The 14,796-nt window shown below is 73.6% G+C and carries 18 protein-coding genes and 1 tRNA gene; 8 read left to right on the forward strand and 11 right to left on the reverse strand.

What is annotated here, in order from left to right; translation table 11 throughout:
- Positions 1-41 precede the first annotated feature (41 nt).
- Positions 42-659 carry a YdcF family protein gene (locus MTO91_RS09040; protein WP_062404469.1) on the forward strand — a complete coding sequence of 206 codons (618 nt, stop codon included), beginning with the start codon at positions 42-44 and terminating at the stop codon, positions 657-659.
- Positions 656-1,954, forward strand: a complete 1,299-nt coding sequence (locus MTO91_RS09045) for a deoxyguanosinetriphosphate triphosphohydrolase (RefSeq protein WP_476654253.1) — start codon at positions 656-658, stop codon at positions 1,952-1,954. The genes MTO91_RS09040 and MTO91_RS09045 overlap by 4 nt, the downstream gene beginning before the upstream one ends.
- Positions 1,955-2,018: 64 nt before the next feature.
- On the opposite strand, the gene MTO91_RS09050 is transcribed toward MTO91_RS09045, so the two are convergent.
- From MTO91_RS09050 to MTO91_RS09060, 3 genes are all read right to left on the reverse strand, one after another.
- Complete coding sequence (locus MTO91_RS09050; protein WP_476654254.1) at positions 2,019-2,801, reverse strand: HNH endonuclease family protein; 783 nt, start codon at positions 2,799-2,801, stop codon at positions 2,019-2,021.
- A 268-nt stretch (positions 2,802-3,069) separates the two neighbouring features.
- Positions 3,070-3,516: an Hsp20/alpha crystallin family protein gene (locus tag MTO91_RS09055; RefSeq protein ID WP_208824234.1), complete on the reverse strand. Its 447-nt coding sequence runs from the start codon at positions 3,514-3,516 to the stop codon at positions 3,070-3,072.
- 111 nt (positions 3,517-3,627) lie between these two features.
- On the reverse strand, positions 3,628-4,011 hold the full coding sequence (locus MTO91_RS09060) for a helix-turn-helix domain-containing protein (protein ID WP_208824236.1): 384 nt from the start codon (positions 4,009-4,011) through the stop codon (positions 3,628-3,630).
- A 144-nt stretch (positions 4,012-4,155) separates the two neighbouring features.
- On the opposite strand from MTO91_RS09060, the gene MTO91_RS09065 reads away from it, so the two are divergent.
- The 5 genes from MTO91_RS09065 (at position 4,156) to MTO91_RS09085 (ending at position 8,750) form a co-directional block, all read left to right on the forward strand.
- A complete protein-coding gene (locus MTO91_RS09065) occupies positions 4,156-4,539 on the forward strand; it encodes an STAS domain-containing protein (RefSeq protein ID WP_476654255.1) in 384 nt (127 codons plus the stop codon).
- Positions 4,540-4,608: 69 nt separating this feature from the next.
- Positions 4,609-5,592: a DMT family transporter gene (locus MTO91_RS09070; RefSeq protein ID WP_476654256.1), complete on the forward strand. Its 984-nt coding sequence runs from the start codon at positions 4,609-4,611 to the stop codon at positions 5,590-5,592.
- 10 nt (positions 5,593-5,602) lie between these two features.
- Positions 5,603-7,471, forward strand: coding sequence for a DNA primase (dnaG, locus tag MTO91_RS09075; RefSeq protein ID WP_476654257.1), 1,869 nt, complete (start codon positions 5,603-5,605; stop codon positions 7,469-7,471).
- Entirely contained in the window at positions 7,468-7,980 is a 513-nt protein-coding gene (locus MTO91_RS09080; protein WP_405418341.1) for a hypothetical protein, read from the forward strand. The genes dnaG and MTO91_RS09080 overlap by 4 nt, the downstream gene beginning before the upstream one ends.
- Positions 7,977-8,750, forward strand: coding sequence for a trans-aconitate 2-methyltransferase (locus MTO91_RS09085; RefSeq protein WP_251784631.1), 774 nt, complete (start codon positions 7,977-7,979; stop codon positions 8,748-8,750). Before MTO91_RS09080 ends, MTO91_RS09085 begins: the two co-directional genes overlap by 4 nt.
- A gap of 48 nt (positions 8,751-8,798) precedes the next feature.
- Here MTO91_RS09085 and MTO91_RS09090 read toward each other — a convergent pair whose 3' ends face one another.
- Positions 8,799-8,996, reverse strand: a complete 198-nt coding sequence (locus MTO91_RS09090) for a hypothetical protein (RefSeq protein ID WP_405418337.1) — start codon at positions 8,994-8,996, stop codon at positions 8,799-8,801.
- 174 nt (positions 8,997-9,170) lie between these two features.
- Here MTO91_RS09090 and MTO91_RS09095 point away from each other — a divergent pair.
- A tRNA-Asn gene (locus tag MTO91_RS09095) sits at positions 9,171-9,242 on the forward strand.
- A 56-nt stretch (positions 9,243-9,298) separates the two neighbouring features.
- On the opposite strand, the gene MTO91_RS09100 is transcribed toward MTO91_RS09095, so the two are convergent.
- The 7 genes from MTO91_RS09100 to MTO91_RS09130 all read right to left on the reverse strand — a co-directional run bounded on the left by MTO91_RS09100 (position 9,299) and on the right by MTO91_RS09130 (position 14,788).
- Positions 9,299-10,507: a site-specific integrase gene (locus tag MTO91_RS09100; protein WP_476654258.1), complete on the reverse strand. Its 1,209-nt coding sequence runs from the start codon at positions 10,505-10,507 to the stop codon at positions 9,299-9,301.
- Entirely contained in the window at positions 10,507-10,746 is a 240-nt protein-coding gene (locus MTO91_RS09105; protein ID WP_346105285.1) for a helix-turn-helix transcriptional regulator, read from the reverse strand. The genes MTO91_RS09100 and MTO91_RS09105 overlap by 1 nt, the downstream gene beginning before the upstream one ends.
- 9 nt (positions 10,747-10,755) lie before the next feature.
- Positions 10,756-12,288: a replication initiator gene (locus MTO91_RS09110; RefSeq protein WP_476654259.1), complete on the reverse strand. Its 1,533-nt coding sequence runs from the start codon at positions 12,286-12,288 to the stop codon at positions 10,756-10,758.
- On the reverse strand, positions 12,288-12,608 hold the full coding sequence (locus MTO91_RS09115) for a hypothetical protein (RefSeq protein WP_476654260.1): 321 nt from the start codon (positions 12,606-12,608) through the stop codon (positions 12,288-12,290). Before MTO91_RS09115 ends, MTO91_RS09110 begins: the two co-directional genes overlap by 1 nt.
- Positions 12,605-13,558, reverse strand: a complete 954-nt coding sequence (locus MTO91_RS09120) for an FtsK/SpoIIIE domain-containing protein (RefSeq protein ID WP_476654261.1) — start codon at positions 13,556-13,558, stop codon at positions 12,605-12,607. The genes MTO91_RS09115 and MTO91_RS09120 overlap by 4 nt, the downstream gene beginning before the upstream one ends.
- Complete coding sequence (locus MTO91_RS09125; protein ID WP_476654262.1) at positions 13,551-14,309, reverse strand: hypothetical protein; 759 nt, start codon at positions 14,307-14,309, stop codon at positions 13,551-13,553. The genes MTO91_RS09120 and MTO91_RS09125 overlap by 8 nt, the downstream gene beginning before the upstream one ends.
- A gap of 155 nt (positions 14,310-14,464) precedes the next feature.
- The gene (locus tag MTO91_RS09130; RefSeq protein WP_010228114.1) at positions 14,465-14,788 is read right to left on the reverse strand and encodes a hypothetical protein; all 324 of its coding nucleotides are present in this window, start codon (positions 14,786-14,788) and stop codon (positions 14,465-14,467) included.
- Positions 14,789-14,796 lie beyond the last annotated feature (8 nt).

The following is a 14,796-nucleotide window of genomic DNA, read 5'->3' on the forward strand; positions in this document are numbered from 1 at the left end:
GTCCGGACCGGCGCACCGTGCGCCGCCCGGTGCGGACCGGCATGACCTGGGGCGCGCGGCTGCTCGTCGGCGGGCTGGTCATGCTCGTCGCGGTGGTCGGGGTGACCGCGCTGCGGGTCTGGCAGGTCGCCCGGGTGGACGACCAGCGCCCCAGTGACGCGGTCGTCGTGCTCGGCGCCGCCCAGTACAACGGCGAGCCCAGCGCGGTGCTGGCCAACCGTCTCAAGCACGCCGAACAGCTGTGGCGCGACGGCGTGGCCCCGCGGATCGTCACCGTCGGCGGCGGGCGGACGGGGGACCGCTACACCGAGGCCGAGGCCAGCCGGGACTGGCTGATCGAGCAGGGCGTGCCGTCCTCGGCGGTCGAGGCCGTGCCCGAGGGCGCGGACACGCTCGGCAGCCTGCAGGCGGTCGCGGCGACCGCGCGGCAGCAGGGCTGGTCCTCGGCGCTGCTGGTGTCCGACCCGTGGCACAGCCTGCGGGCCCGCACCATGGCCCGCGACGCCGGGCTGAAGGCCTACACCTCCCCGACCCGCAGCGGCCCGATCGTGCAGACCCGTGAGACGCAGCTGCGCTACATCTACCGCGAGACCGGTGCCCTGTTGTTCTACGAGCTGACGCACGCCTCGGTCGACACCGCGAGCAGCGGTCTGGGATGAGCGTCCAGCACGCCCCGGCCGATCCGGGTTACACCGCCGCCGACGCCGAGCGCCGCCACCCCGAGGCCCCGAAGGGGTCCGGGCTGGGGGAGCGCGGCCGCGTCGAGCGGCGCAGCCCCTACTCCCGGGACCGGGCCCGGGTGCTGCACTGCGCGGCGCTGCGCCGGCTCGCGGGCAAGACCCAGGTGGTCGGGCCGGGGGAGGGCGCCGAGGTCAGCGGCATCCCGCGGACCCGGCTGACGCACTCGCTGGAGGTCGCCCAGATCGGCCGCGGCGTCGCCGAGGAGCTGGGGCTCGACCCGGACGTCGTCGACGCCGCCGGGCTCGCCCACGACATCGGCCACCCGCCGTTCGGGCACAACGGCGAGCGGGCGCTCGACGTCGCGGGTGCGGAGTGCGGCGGGTTCGAGGGCAACGCCCAGACCCTGCGCATCCTGACCCGCCTGGAGCCGAAGGCCCGCTCCGGCGACGGTCTCGTCCCCGGTGGGCTCAACCTGACCCGGGCGACGCTGGACGCCGCCACCAAATACCCGTGGGCGCGCCGCGGCGCGGAGCGCAAGTTCGGCGCCTACGCCGACGACCTGCCCGCCCTGGAGTGGCTGCGCGCCGGGGCCCGGCCGGGGGTGCGGAGCATGGAGGCCCAGGTCATGGACTGGGCCGACGACGTGGCCTACTCGGTGCACGACGTCGAGGACGCGGTGCACGCCGGCCGCATGGACCTGGCCGTGCTGTCCTCGCCCGCCGAGCGCGCGGCGCTCGCGGTGGAGGCGTCGCTGCGCTTCGGCGAGGACGAGGGCGCCTGCGCCGAGGCCGCCGCCCGGCTCGACGCGCTGCCGGTGGTCCGCGCGGTCCGCGGGTTCGACGCCGCCACCGCCGCGGGCGACGACCTGGTCGCGATGAAGCGGATGACCTCCGAGCTGGTGGGCCGGTTCGCGCTGGCCGCCACCGACGCGACCCTGGACACCTACGGCGACGCACCGCTGGCCCGGCACCGCGCCGACCTGGTGGTCCCGGTCGTCGCGGCGGCGGAGGTCGTGGTGCTCAAGGCGCTGGCCACCCGCTACGTGATGAGCGACCCGCGGCGGCTGGAGATGCAGTCCCGTCAGCGCGACCTGCTGCACGACCTCGTCGCGGCGTTGTGCGCCCGGGGGCCCGACGCCCTGGACCCGGCCCGCGCGGAGGACTGGACGGCCGCCCCCGACGACCGGGCGCGGCTGCGCGTCGTGATCGACCAGGTCGCGACGCTGACCGACCCGCAGGCGCACGCCTGGCACCGCACGCTCTGCCGACCCTGAGACCACACCGGCCCCGGGACGCCGACGGCCCCGCCGTCCGGTCGGACGGCAGGGCCGGCAGAGGTCAGCGCAGGGTGATCGCGGGCTTCGCCGCGTCGGCCTCGCTGGTGACGGCTCGGGTCGGGCAGGTCCCGAGGACCCTGTCGATCGCGTCGCGCTCGGCGCCGGTCACCCACAGCTTGTACTTCTTCTTCACCGCGACCTGCCGCGCGACATAGGCGCAGCGGTAGCGGTTGTCCGGCGGGAGCCAGGTCGCGGCGTCGCCGTCGCCCTTGCGGCCGTTGGTCGGGCCGTCGACCGCGATCAGGTTCAGCGGGTCGTTCCCGATCTTCTCCCGGGTGGTCGCGTCGAGCTGCTGGGCGCCCTTCTGCCAGGCGTCGGACAGCGCGACGACGTGGTCGATCTGCACCTTCTCGCTGGTGCCCTGACCGCGGGTGAAGGAGATGGTGGTGCCGGTGTAGGAGTCGCGCAGCGACCCGGTGAGCACGACGCAGTCGTGGGTGCCCGCCTTGAACGTCTCGCGGTCCATGTCCCGGGCGAGGATCTGGTTGCGCTGGTCACAGCCGTCGCGGTCGATGTCGGTCCAGCGGCGTCCGAACTGCTCGCGGGTGTAGCCGGTCTTCGGCGCCCGGCCCTTCACCGCCAGCGTCTTCAGCGTCGTCGACGCGCTGCCCGCGGCCGCGCCCTCCACGGTCCCGGGTGTCACCGGGGCGACCACACCGACGTCGACGGCGCCGGTGTCGAGCGCCGCGTCCAGCACGTCCACGAACGACCCGGGGGATCCGCACCCGGCCATGACCATCATCGTCGCCAGAAGCCCGGCGACCCGCACACCTCGTACACGCACGCCGTAGATGGTCGCGAACGCGCGCGCCGGAACCGCGCCAACACGCCGCGTGTTCGTCACTCAGGGTGAAGTAGCTTGCCAGGAGGCTCCCAGTCCGTTCACAGGGTCGGGGCGGACCGCGGGGGCGTGATCACGCTCATCGACCTGTTGTCCACCACGGCCGGGGTGGGAGGGGGGCACGCCCGGGCTACGCGTGCTCGTCGCGACGGCGTCGCCGGCCGGCCGGCCCGCCGCCGGGCCCGGCACACGGCCGGGCCCGGCGGCGGGGTCAGGCGTTGATCGCCGGCCGGTCGGAGTCGTGCCCGGACTCCACGGCGATCGTCCGCGGCTTGGCCGCCTCGGCGACGGGGATGCGGATGCGCAGCACCCCGGCGTCGTACGACGCGTGGATGGCGGACGTGTCGAGGTTGTCGCCGAGGAGCAGCTGACGGGCGAACACGCCGTAGGCCCGCTCGGAGGCGACCCACTCGACCTGGTCGGTGGTCCCGGTGTGGGTGGGCCGGCGTTCCGCCTTGACCGTCAGGGTGCTGCGCTCGACGGAGAGTTCGACGGCGTCCGGGTCGATGCCGGGCAGGTCGAACTCCACGACGAACTCGTCACCGTGACGCCAGGCGTCCATCGGCATCGCCGCCGGGCGCGACCAGGTGCCGCCGGACTCGAACGCCTGCGCGGCGAGCCGGTCCAGGGCCCGGAACGGGTCGGTACGCAGCAGCATCGTGAACCACTCCCTTCCAGCCGTGCCGGTTCGCGACCGGTCGGCTGACTCCTCGTCGTCCTTCGTCGGGTCGGTACTCCGGAGAGGAGCTCCGGATATCTCCAGTTATAGCTAGAGATTTTCTGTTGTCAAGGGGTTCGGGCGGGCGTCGGCGCCGAGCTCGGTCTGCAGCTGCGCGAGCTCCGTGCGCAGGCGCTCGATCTCGCGGTGCGCGGCGCCGAGGCGGTCCTCGCTGTCGGCGAGCTCCCCGCGCAGCCGGTCGATCCACGACGCCGACCCCAGCGGGTGCCCCTCGTCCAGCAGGGTGCGCAGGCGGGCGGCCTGCTCCAGCTGGTTGCGCGAGTAGCGGCGGTGCCCGCCCGCGGAGCGGTGCGGATTCACCACGCCCGCGCTGTCCAGGCTGCGCAGGAAGGCGGGCTCGACCTCCAGCAGGTGCGCGGCCTGGCCCATCGCGACGGTCGGGTAGTCGGGGTCGTCGAGTCGGTCCAGTGCCATGGTCGGTCCTCCCTCGCGGTCCGCGGCGCACTCCTGGGCGCCCGGGCCGATCCTCCGTCGACCCCGAGTGTAGCCACCCGATGGCGAAAATCTTACCTGTGCGCTAGAGATATGAGTGAGACGACGATCCGGGAGGAGAGCGTGATGAACGAGAGCAGGGTCCGCACCGACCGTCCCCGGGAGGACGTCCTCCGCGTCCGCGTGGAGGGCGAGCTGGATGCGGCGGCGGGCGCGTCGCTGTTGCGCCAGGTCGACGCGCACCTCGCCGTCGCCGGCGCCGGCTGGGTGCCGGCGCGGCACGTCCTCGTCGACCTGGGCACCGGGGTCACCGCGCGCGGGGCGCGGGCGCTGCACCACCTGCGGCACATGGCGCGGAACCGTGGCCTGGACGTCCGGCTGATCGGCGCCGCACGCGTCGCGCCGCGCATGGTGCCGGGCGCCCGGGCGGTCCTGCACGGGATGAGCAACCACCCGGACCTGGCCTCGGCGCTCGCCGAGCTGGAGCCGCCGGCCGTCGTCGCGGCCTGACCGGACCTCGGGTGAGGCTCCCGCCGCCCCGGCTTGCCCCGATCGTTAGCACTGCGATGGAGTGAGGGCGTGACCTCCTCGCGTTGGCTCGTCCCGGTGCTGGCCGTGCTCTTCGTCCCGCTGTGGGCGTCCGGCTTCATCGCGGGCAAGATCGCGACCGGGTCGACCGACGTGCCCGCGGTCCTGTTCTGGCGGTTCGTGATCGCGCTGGTCGTGATGCTCGCCGCGGTCGCGGTGCTGCGACCGGGCCTGCCGCACGGCCGGGCCTGGCTGCACCTGGCGGTCACCGCGTTGCTGCTGCAGGTCGGGCAGTTCACCTTCGTCTACAGCGGGCTCGCCTCGGGCGTCCCCGCCGGGCTCTCGAGCCTCATCCTCGGGATGGCGCCGCTGCTGGTCGGGCTCCTGACCCCGTTGCTGCTGGCCGCCCGTCTGGGCGTCGGACCGGTGCTGGGCCTGCTGATCGGCGCCACCGGCGTCTACGTCGTGCTGGCCGACGACCTCGGCGCCGGTCTCGGCGGCAACCTCGTCTTTCCGGTGCTGGGCGTGCTGTCGCTGGCGGCAGGCACGCTCTACCAGAAGCGGTTCAACGACAGCACGCCCGTGGTGACCAGCGTCGTGGTCCAGATGGCGACCTCGCTGGTCGCGACCCTGGCCGCCTGGCCGTTCCTCGGTGCGGACTGGCTGCCCCGCGCGCCGTCGGGCTGGGCGGCCGTGGCCTTCCTGGGAGTCGTGAACTCGGCGGGCGCCTTCGTGCTGATGTTCGTGCTGCTGCGACGCCGCTCGACGGTATTCGTGTCGTCGCTGCTCAACCTGGTCCCGGCGACGACGGCGCTGGTCGCCGTGCCCGTGCTCGGCGAGCCGCTCACCGTGCAGGCGCTGCTGGGCCTGGGCATCGCCCTGGTCGGCATGTTCGTCGGGCTGGGCCGGGTGCCCGGCCTGCGCGGCCGCCGGGTGGTCGCCGACACGGCCGTCGCCGCCCCGTCCGGTCGGCCCGACGGACACACCGTCGCACCGGCGGCGGGCGGACCGGGGCGCCGGGCCACAGGCGCCTAGACTGGCCCGCGTGGCAGGACGGATCCGGGACGCCGACATCACCGAGGTCCGCAACCGCACGCGGGTCGAGGAGATCGTCGAGGAGTACGTGGCCCTCCGCCGCGCCGGGGCGGGCTCGCTGAAGGGCCTGTGCCCGTTCCACGACGAGAAGTCCCCGTCGTTCACCGTCCGCCCCTCGCACGGCACGTTCCACTGCTTCGGCTGCGGCGAGCACGGCAGCGTCATCGACTTCGTCATGAAGATGGAGGTCATCGGGTTCCCCGAGGCCGTCGAGCGGCTCGCCGAGCGGTGCGGGGTCCGGCTGACCTACGAGGGCGGCGGGTCCTCGGTGCAGCGCGACCGCGGCACCCGCAGCCGCCTGCTGGAGATCAACAAAAAGGCCCAGGCGTTCTACGCCGAGCAGCTCGCCACCCCCGCGGGCCGCGCGGGCGTGCAGTTCCTCGCCGACCGCGGCTTCGACGCTGCCGCCGCCGAGAAGTTCGGCTGCGGCTACGCCCCGGCCGGCTGGGACACCGTCACCAAGCACCTGCTGTCCCAGGGGTTCGCGCTCGACGAGCTGATCAAGGCCGGCATCTCCAAGGAGGGCAGGCGCGGCGCGATCGACCGGTTCCACCGGCGTCTGCTGTGGCCGATCCGCGACCTGGGCGGCGACGTCGTCGGCTTCGGCGCGCGCCGGCTGTTCGACGACGACGGCATCGAGGCCAAGTACCTCAACACCTCCGAGACGCCGGTCTACCGCAAGACCCACGTGCTGTTCGGCCTCGACCAGGCCAAGCGGGAGATCGCGAAGACCCGGCAGGTGGTCGTCGTCGAGGGCTACACCGACGTCATGGCGATGCACCTGGCCGGGGTGACCACGGCGGTCGCGTCCTGTGGGACGGCGTTCGGCACCGAGCACGTCTCGGTCATCCGCCGGCTGATCGGCGACGACTCCTTCGACCGCGGGGAGGTCATCTACACCTTCGACGGCGACGCGGCCGGGCAGAGCGCCGCGATGAAGGCGTTCGAGGGCGACCAGAACTTCGCCGCGCAGACCTTCGTCGCCGTCGCCCCGGACGGCCAGGACCCCTGCGACCTGCGCAACAACCACGGCGATGCCGCCGTGAAGGACCTCGTCGCCCGGCGCGAGCCGCTGTTCGAGTTCGCCATCCGCACCGAGCTGCGCAGCCACGACCTCGCCAGCGCCGAGGGCCGGGTCGCGGCGCTGCAGCGGACCGTCCCCCTGGTCGCGCAGATCAAGCGGGAGGACCTGCGCGACGAGTACGCGCGGCGGCTGGCCGGCTGGGTCGGCTGGGACGACATCGCCGTCGTCGTGCGACGGGTGCGCGAGAGCGCCGGGGTGCAGCCCGAGGGGGGCCGCTCCCGGCGTCGCGCCCCGCTGCCCGCCCCGAGACGTGACGACACCCAGCTGCACCTGCAGCGCGAGGCGCTCAAGGCGGCCCTGCAGATCCCCGGCGTCGTCGGGCCCGGCTTCGACGAGCTGCCCGAGGCCGGGTTCACCCACCCGCAGCTGGCCGCGGTGCACCGGGCGATCATGGCCGCGGGCGGGGTGTGCGCCGGGCTGGACGGGTCGGACTGGCTCGACGCCGTCGTCGCCGAGGGTGCGGGCGACGACGTGAAGCGCCTGGTCAGCGAGCTGGCCGTGGAGAACCTGGAGCTCCCCAAGCGCAACACCGACGAGGTCCGCTACGTCAACGGCGTCCTCGCCGGGGTTCGGCTCGGCCTGGTCGAGCGCGAGATCGCCGACCTCAAGTCGCAGCTGCAGCGCACCAACGCCGAGACCGACCACGACGAGTACATGGACCTGTTCGGCGTGCTCGTCCCGCTGGAGCAGTACAAGATCCAGCTGCGCGAGCAGGCGTCCGGGGTCGCGTCGTGACGGGCTTCTGGGCGCGGCTGCTCGGCCGCGAGCCGGTGCCCGACGCGGTCGCCGACGCCCTCGCCGACTCCGAGGCCGTCGTCGCCACCGCGCAGGCCCCGGACGGGATGCTCGTGGTCACCTCGTGGGGGATCTGGCCGCCCGGTGGGGAGCGGCTGGGCTGGCACGAGATCGCGAAGGCCACCTGGGACAAGGTCAGCCTGGTCGTGACGCCGACCTCGGCCGAGCAGATCGCCCCCGGCACCGAGCTGCTCACCGACGGGCGCCCGCTGCGGTTCCGCCTCGTCGAACCGGGGAAGGTGCCGCAGGCCGTGCAGGAGCGGGTCACCCAGTCCATCCGCACCCGCAACCGCCGTGAGCTGCCCGGGGGAGGGGTCTGGGTGCTGCAGCGCCGGGTCCCCGGCCGCGACGGGCTGGTGCTGCAGGTCCGGCCCGACCCAGGCACCGATCCGGTCGCCGCCCGGAGGCTGGCGGAGGGCATCGCCGCACGACTCCCGGAGGAACCGTGACCACGACCAGCTGGGACCCGGAGCTCTACCGCGCCTTCGACGACCACCGCTCGCGCCCGTTCCTGGACCTGCTGGCCCGGGTCGGGGAGCCCGACCCCGCGCTGACCCGGGTCGTCGACGCCGGCTGCGGCCCCGGCCACCTGACCGGGCTGCTCGCCCGGCGGTGGCCGACGGCGACGGTCGAGGCGTTCGACTCCTCCCCGGACATGGTCGCCGCGGCCCGCGCCGCCGGCGTCGACGCCACGCAGGTCGACGTGCGCGACTGGACCCCGCCCCGCGACACCGGGGTGCTCGTGACCAACGCGGTGCTGCAGTGGGTGCCGGAGCACCCCGACGTGCTGCGCCGCTGGGTGGCCTCGCTCGCGCCCGGCGCGTGGATCGCGGTGCAGGTCCCCGGCAACTTCGACGCCCCGTCCCACGTGCTGACCCGCGAGGTGGCGACGCTCCCGCAGTGGCGGGACCGGATTCTGCTCCGCGGCACCGAGACCGTGCTCGACCCGCTCGGCTACGCCGACATCCTGGCCGCCGCGGGCGCCGACGTCGACGCCTGGGAGACGACCTACCTGCAGCGGCTCGACGGCGACGACGCGGTCCTGCGCTGGATCTCCGGCACCGCCCTGCGCCCGGTCCGCGACGCCCTCGACGACGACGCCTACGACGCGTTCGTCCGCGAGCTCGCGCCCCGGCTGCGGGCGGCCTACCCGCCGAGCGCCGACGGCGGCACCTGGTTCCCGTTCCGCCGCGTCTTCGCGGTGGCCCGCACACGCTGACCCGCCCGTCCCGTGACCCGGGGACGGGGCACGGGACGGGGCGAGCCCTCAGTGCCCGGTGCTCGGGCCGCCGCGCACCTTGTCGAGCGCACCCTCGACACCCGCCCGCGCGACGCCCGCGGCGCCCTGCACCGCGGGGTGGTCCGCCGCCCGGTGATAGGCACGGACGAGCTGTTCGTAGCGCTCGTGACCGGCTCTGGTGCCGAGGACGTACCCGACGGCGACACCCACGAGGAATTTGACCATTCCCCTCACCTCCGACCGCGACCGTACCCGGCCCGCGGCCGTTGTCCGACCGCCACCCGGATGGGGCTCCGACCTGCGGGAACAGCGGCCGAACGGGGGGTTGCGAGAGGGCTGTCGGGGGTGTTGTAGAGTTCTTCTCGTCGCCGGGAACACCACCCGGAACGGCATGAACGGTCCTCCGTAGCTCAATGGCAGAGCACCCGACTGTTAATCGGGCGGTTATTGGTTCGAGTCCAATCGGAGGAGCACTTTCCACAGGTAGATCACTTGTGATCAGAGAACCTGCGGCTCCCACCCGGCGCTTACCCGGCGGAAACACCGACCGGGGCGTCACCACCGTCATCTTCCGGGTCGTCCTCACGGGCGGCCCGGTAGACGTCGTCCAGGGCGTCGGCGGCGCCCTCACCGAGAATCTGCCGGCCGAAGTAGACGTCCTGCGTCATCGACACCCGGGCGTGCCCGAGCTGATCGGCGACGTCGCGAGCCGAGAGTCCGGCCTGCTCCATCCACGTGGCGGCGCTCTTTCGAAACACGTGGCTCGTGACCCACGCGAATTCGTCCGAACCGCGGGCGTTCCGCAGATCCCGCGAGGCGTTCGACGGGTCGCGCCATCCGCCTCGCGAGTCCGGGAACAACGGCCCGTTGGCACCGGATTCGAGCTTCCGCCGGCGCAGCATGGCGACCGCGAAACGTGGGAGCCGCAAGGTCCGCTCGCCGGATTCGGTCTTGGTCGTCTTCCGGACCAGGCCGACCCCCTTGCTCCGGATGATCGTGTGTTCGATGATGACCAGGCGCGCGGACAGGTCGACGTCGTCCCACGTCACCGCCAGAGCCTCGCCGATCCGGACACCGGTGGCGAGCATGAACTCGCACAGGTCGGGAAGATCCTTCCGCCGTGCGGCCGGGTCGGCGGCCAGGCGCCGAACCCAGCTCTGGCGCTCCTCGACAGTGAGTGCGCGGGGCGCCCGACGCGCAGCCCCGGTGATCCGCCCGACGTCGCGGGCCGGGTTGCTCGGGATCGCGCCGTAGCGCACCGCCAGCCCGAGCAGCCCGGACAGCACAGTCCGGGACACCTTGGCCGTGGCGGTCCCCTTGTGGAGCTGCATGGTCTGGATGACGTGGTCGAGGCGCGGAACGGTCACCTCGCGTAGACGCAGCTCGCCGAGCGCGGGCAGGACGTGTGAGTCCAGCGTGATCCGGTAGAGCTGGGCCGTGTTCGGCGAGCGCTGCCCGAGCGTGACGAGCTGCTCGACCCGGCTCATCCAGAGCTCGGCTGCCTCCCGGAGCCGGGAGTCACCGTTGAGACCCTCGCGGGGCCCCTGCTGGGCCCGGTCGCGCAGATGCTCGCGGAGCCGGTTCTTCGCCGCCGTCGCGCTCGGTCCGGTGCGCTCGACCTTCCGCGTGACGCCGTCGAGGTCCCGGAACCGGGTCGACGCCCGGACCTCACCGTTCGTCAGGGTGGTCGTGTGGATCGCCCCGTAGGTGCCGATCGGCAGGGGAGGGCGGGGCATCAGCCGGCCTCCCTGCACTGCCGGTCGAACCATGCCCGCACGTCCTCGGGGCGGTAGCGGACGTACCGGCCGACCCGCGTGCCCTTCGGGCCGTACCCGGTTCGGCGCCAGTGGTAGATCGTCATGACGGGGACGCCCAGGTACGCCGAGACGTCCTGCACACCCCACAACCGTCCTGCGGTGCGATCCATCGTGATCACCTTGTCGCTCTCGATCAGTCCTCGTGTCGTGTCGCTCATCGCTGCTCCTCATCCGGCAGTGCTGGTCAGTTCCTCGCGTGCGGTGCGCCTCCTGGCCCGAGCCTGGGCAGCCGCGGTGTTCGCCAGCAGGGCGTCGGCGGTGGTGTGCCAGCCGATCCCGGCGAAGTGCAGCGCGGAGATGACGACCTCGGTGGTGTCCTCGCCGTCGTCCAGGCGCTCGACGTCGTCGGCCGCGGGGCGGGGGTTGGCGTGGTCGCGTTGCCAGTCCCGCCGTGCCTGCCGCAACGCGGTCAACGTCGTGGAGTAGCGCCGCGAGCGGGTGGAGAAGTGGCCGGCGAACCCGAGCATGTGCGCCCACCGCCACAGCCGTCCCCAGGACGCCGCCCACTCCTCGGGGTCCCAGCCACCGGGCCGCTGACCGAGGCGCCAGCAAGCGTCGATCTGACGGCCGGAGTGAGTGGCGTGGTCGGTGTAGGAGCGCACGGTGTCCGGCCGCAGCCGGGTCGAGAGGTGCCCGGCGGTCTCGGTGGCCTTCGTGGCGTACTTGGCGAGGTAGGCGGCGACGGCGGTCGTGGTGATCTCCGCGGCGTCGTCGAGGTCGCGGGCGGCGAGCCGCACCGGGCGCGGGTCGACCTGCTCACCCCACGCGATCGGCCAGCCCTGGGGCCGGGCCGGGTGCGGAGCGGTGGTGAACGCGGTCTCGGTGACCGCTCCCCGGAGCAGCAGGGCGACCTGGGCGGCGGAGATCCCGGGCGGCGGCGACAGGGTCAGGTGCGACAGGGCCGGGTCGGGGTCGCGGCCGTCGAGCCGGACCAGGGCGTGCAGGTGGACCGCGCCTCGGGCCTGGAACTCGGCGACCTTGGTGTAGGACAGCCGCAGTTTGGCGTCGGTGAGCTTCTCGAGCTGCCGCAGGTTGCGGGTGGCAGCGATCATCGTGCGGCGCCACAGCTCGCCGACGTGCAGGTTCCACACCGCCTGGTGCGGGTGGTCGTAGCAGTCCAGACACAGCGGCTGGCCCACGCGCGGGTCGTCGGCGGCATGGCGCTCCCAGCAGGCGTGCCCGGTCCCGTGCTCGCAGCTCGTGTCGTCTCGACGGGGGCGGCACGGAAGTAGCCGGCCTTTCCGGTCGCTGCGGTGGGCGTGGACCGGTCCGAACGACGGGGCGGTGACGGTCAGGAACACGCACGGGTGCGCAGCGACGCTGGCCGGGGTGCCTTTGCCTCCGACCAGTCCGGCGGTGACGAGCTGGAAGGTGTCGGCGCGGTAGGTCTCGGCACACGAGGGGCAGACGGACGCTCGGCGGTTGCCGCAGGCGCTGTAGATCAGCCCGTCGGGCATCTCGGCGGTGTGCCGCTCGGAGGTGATGCGGCCGGTGGCCTGTTCGACGCGGAACACGGTTCCGGACAGTCGGATGGGGTGGGCGCATCCGGCGGCGGGGGTGACGTGGCGCAGCCAGCCGGCGAAATCCTCACGTCGTCCGGCAGCAGCGACCAGCTCGGCGGCGGGGGTCTGTCCGGCCAGGCGCGTGAGCCGTCGGGCCGCGAGGCTGTCGACGGTCGCCGAGCCGTGGCCGGTGCTCATCACGCCACCCGAGCCGGCGTGGTGGTGCGGGCGTGGTCGCGGGCGGAGTCGGCCCAGTGTGCGGCGTCGTTCAGCGCGGCGCCCTGGGCAGCGGCGACGGCTGCGATGTAGATCAGGGGAACCGAGTGGTCCTGTACCGCGACGCGGGCGAGGACTCCCCACCACCGGGCCTCCCGAGCGTGGGAGTGGGCGAGGGCGGTGCGCCACTGCACCGGGGTGATCGCGCCCCGCTGGTAGCGGGCGATGGCGACACGGCGGGTCTCGCCGGCGCGGTGCAGCCCGGCGTGGACCAGCTCGGCGGTCGTCGGGCGGGCAGTCATGCGGCACCACTGGTGGTGTCGTCGAGGTCCTGGCCGTGGGCGAGCCGTCGCATGGCGGCGCGGTCGGCCAGGGCGTAGACCTGCTCGTCGGACAGGTGCGCGGCCTTGATCCGGCGCGGGATGCCGCCCTCGGCGAGCAGGAACCCGATGCCCTTGGTCTCCGGAGCCACCGAGGCCGCGGAGTGGCCGCGGGCTGCCCAGCCGTGTCCGAGCACGATGTCCGAGCTGGTGTCGGTGGTGCATCGGAACGCCCACCGGTAGCCGAACAGGTCCCGCAGGCTCGTCGGGATGATGTCCGAGGACGGGCGCTGCGTGGCTGCGACGACGATGATCCCGGCGGCGCGGCCCCGGGCCACGAGATCACGGACCAGGACCGAGAAGGCTTCCTGCTCGCGCTTGGTCCCGACGGTGGCGGAGAAGTAGGCCAGTTCGTCGAGGACGACCATGATCGGCGGGACGCCGTCGGCGGGGGCGATCTTGCGGCGGCGCTCGTCGTCGAGGACGGCGTAGCGCTGATCCATCTCCGACTGCAGGTCCAGCAGAGCGCCAATGGCGTCGTCGAGGCTATTGGCGACGAACCGGTCCGCGCAGGAACGCCACAGACCGAGTTCGACGATCTTGCCGTCGAACAGCCACAGGCGGCAGTCGGTCGCGAGGGCGGCGTGGGCGACGATGTTGTTCAGCCCCACCGACTTCCCGGCGCCGGGCTCACCGGCCAGGAGCATGTTGCGGTAGATCAGCGGGACCCGGACGGGGCGTCCGTTCTCGTCGGTGCCGAGGTGGATCGGCTCCCAGATCGACGGACCGGCGTCGGTGCGACGGGCCCGGCGGCGGGCGGTGAACTCCTCGGCCCAGCGGGCCAGGACCAGCAGCGGCCGGACGAGGCGGTCAGACGCCTCGGTCTCGGCCAGAGGCAGCGGCAGGGTCGGAGGGTTGCTCGGCTCAGACATAGTCCGACCAGTCCCCACCACGCCCGCCGTCGGACGGGCCGTCGAACGCCGGCTGAGGCGCCGCGGGCAGGGCCGGGCGGGACGGCTCACGGCGCGGGGCCGGGACCGGCGAGTCGGGGCCGTCGTAAGCGGGCCAGCCCGGGTCGTGGATGTCGCCGGAGGCGTAGCGGAACAGGTCCGAGCGGATCAGGTTCGGCGCCAGCGGGTCGCGGCGGATGATCTCGACCCGCACGATGGTCGAAAGCCGCGGCCACGGGATGACACGGGCCTCGCGGGCGAAGCACGCCGACGCCAGCTCCTCAACCTGCTCGGCGACGGCGGACGGGGAGATCCCGGCGCGCAGAACGACCCACACGACTTCCCCGACCCGGGTCGGACGGGCCCACACGGTGAGCGGGCAGGCCCGGGACCGTGAGTTGAGGACCCGGCACTCCAGCAGCGTCTGCCGGACCCGGTGGCGGGTCAGGACGGCCTGGGCGCGGTGGAACAGGGATCGCCGCGTCCAGGGCAGCCCGGCCACCACCAGGGCGACGCCGACGAACACCGCGGTGCGGGTGGTGGTGTCCCAGCCGCTGTCGGGAACCGCGACCCAGCGGCCGGCGGCGTCGCGGACATGGTCAGGACCCAGCCACACCCAGGCGGTCAGCAGGACCACGGCGACGGCCAGCTCGGCGCGCAGGCGCAGCAGCAGCGCCAGGACCCGGACGGCCGGGTTTCGGGGCGGGGCGGAGATGATCTCGAACGAGTCCACACGGGACTTTCCGAGTCCGAATGAGCGGGACGGAGCAGCGGCGCGAGCCATGATCAGGGCCTTCCGAGCGCAGACGGGCGAGAGCAACGGACGCCGGGGCGCGGGGCGGGACGCCGGGGAAGAAGCGCCCCGACCCGCACCTCCGACCGAGCGGGTCAGGACGCCTTGGACGCCTGCGCGTGCGCGGGCTCGATCCGGTCGGCCTTGAACGCCACACCGGCCCGCTGGCCCTGCTGCCACGGGATCGCGATCAACCCCACCGGCCGGACCTCCGCGCCCTGCTCCACCTGCGGAGCACCCGGAGTCGTGATCGTGAGGATCTCCGCGCCCTCGGCGTCGACCTTGACCAGCTGCGTGGTGAACAGCGGCGTCCCGGTCTGGCGGTCGGTGCGCTGACGGCCGTCCATGTCGTTCTTCGGACGCGGAGCCGCGCCCACGGTGTAGCGGGTACCGGTGGTGTCGACCTTGATCGTCGCCATGACGGTCC

It is taken from the genome of Pseudonocardia sp. 2-7 (assembly GCF_056341085.1).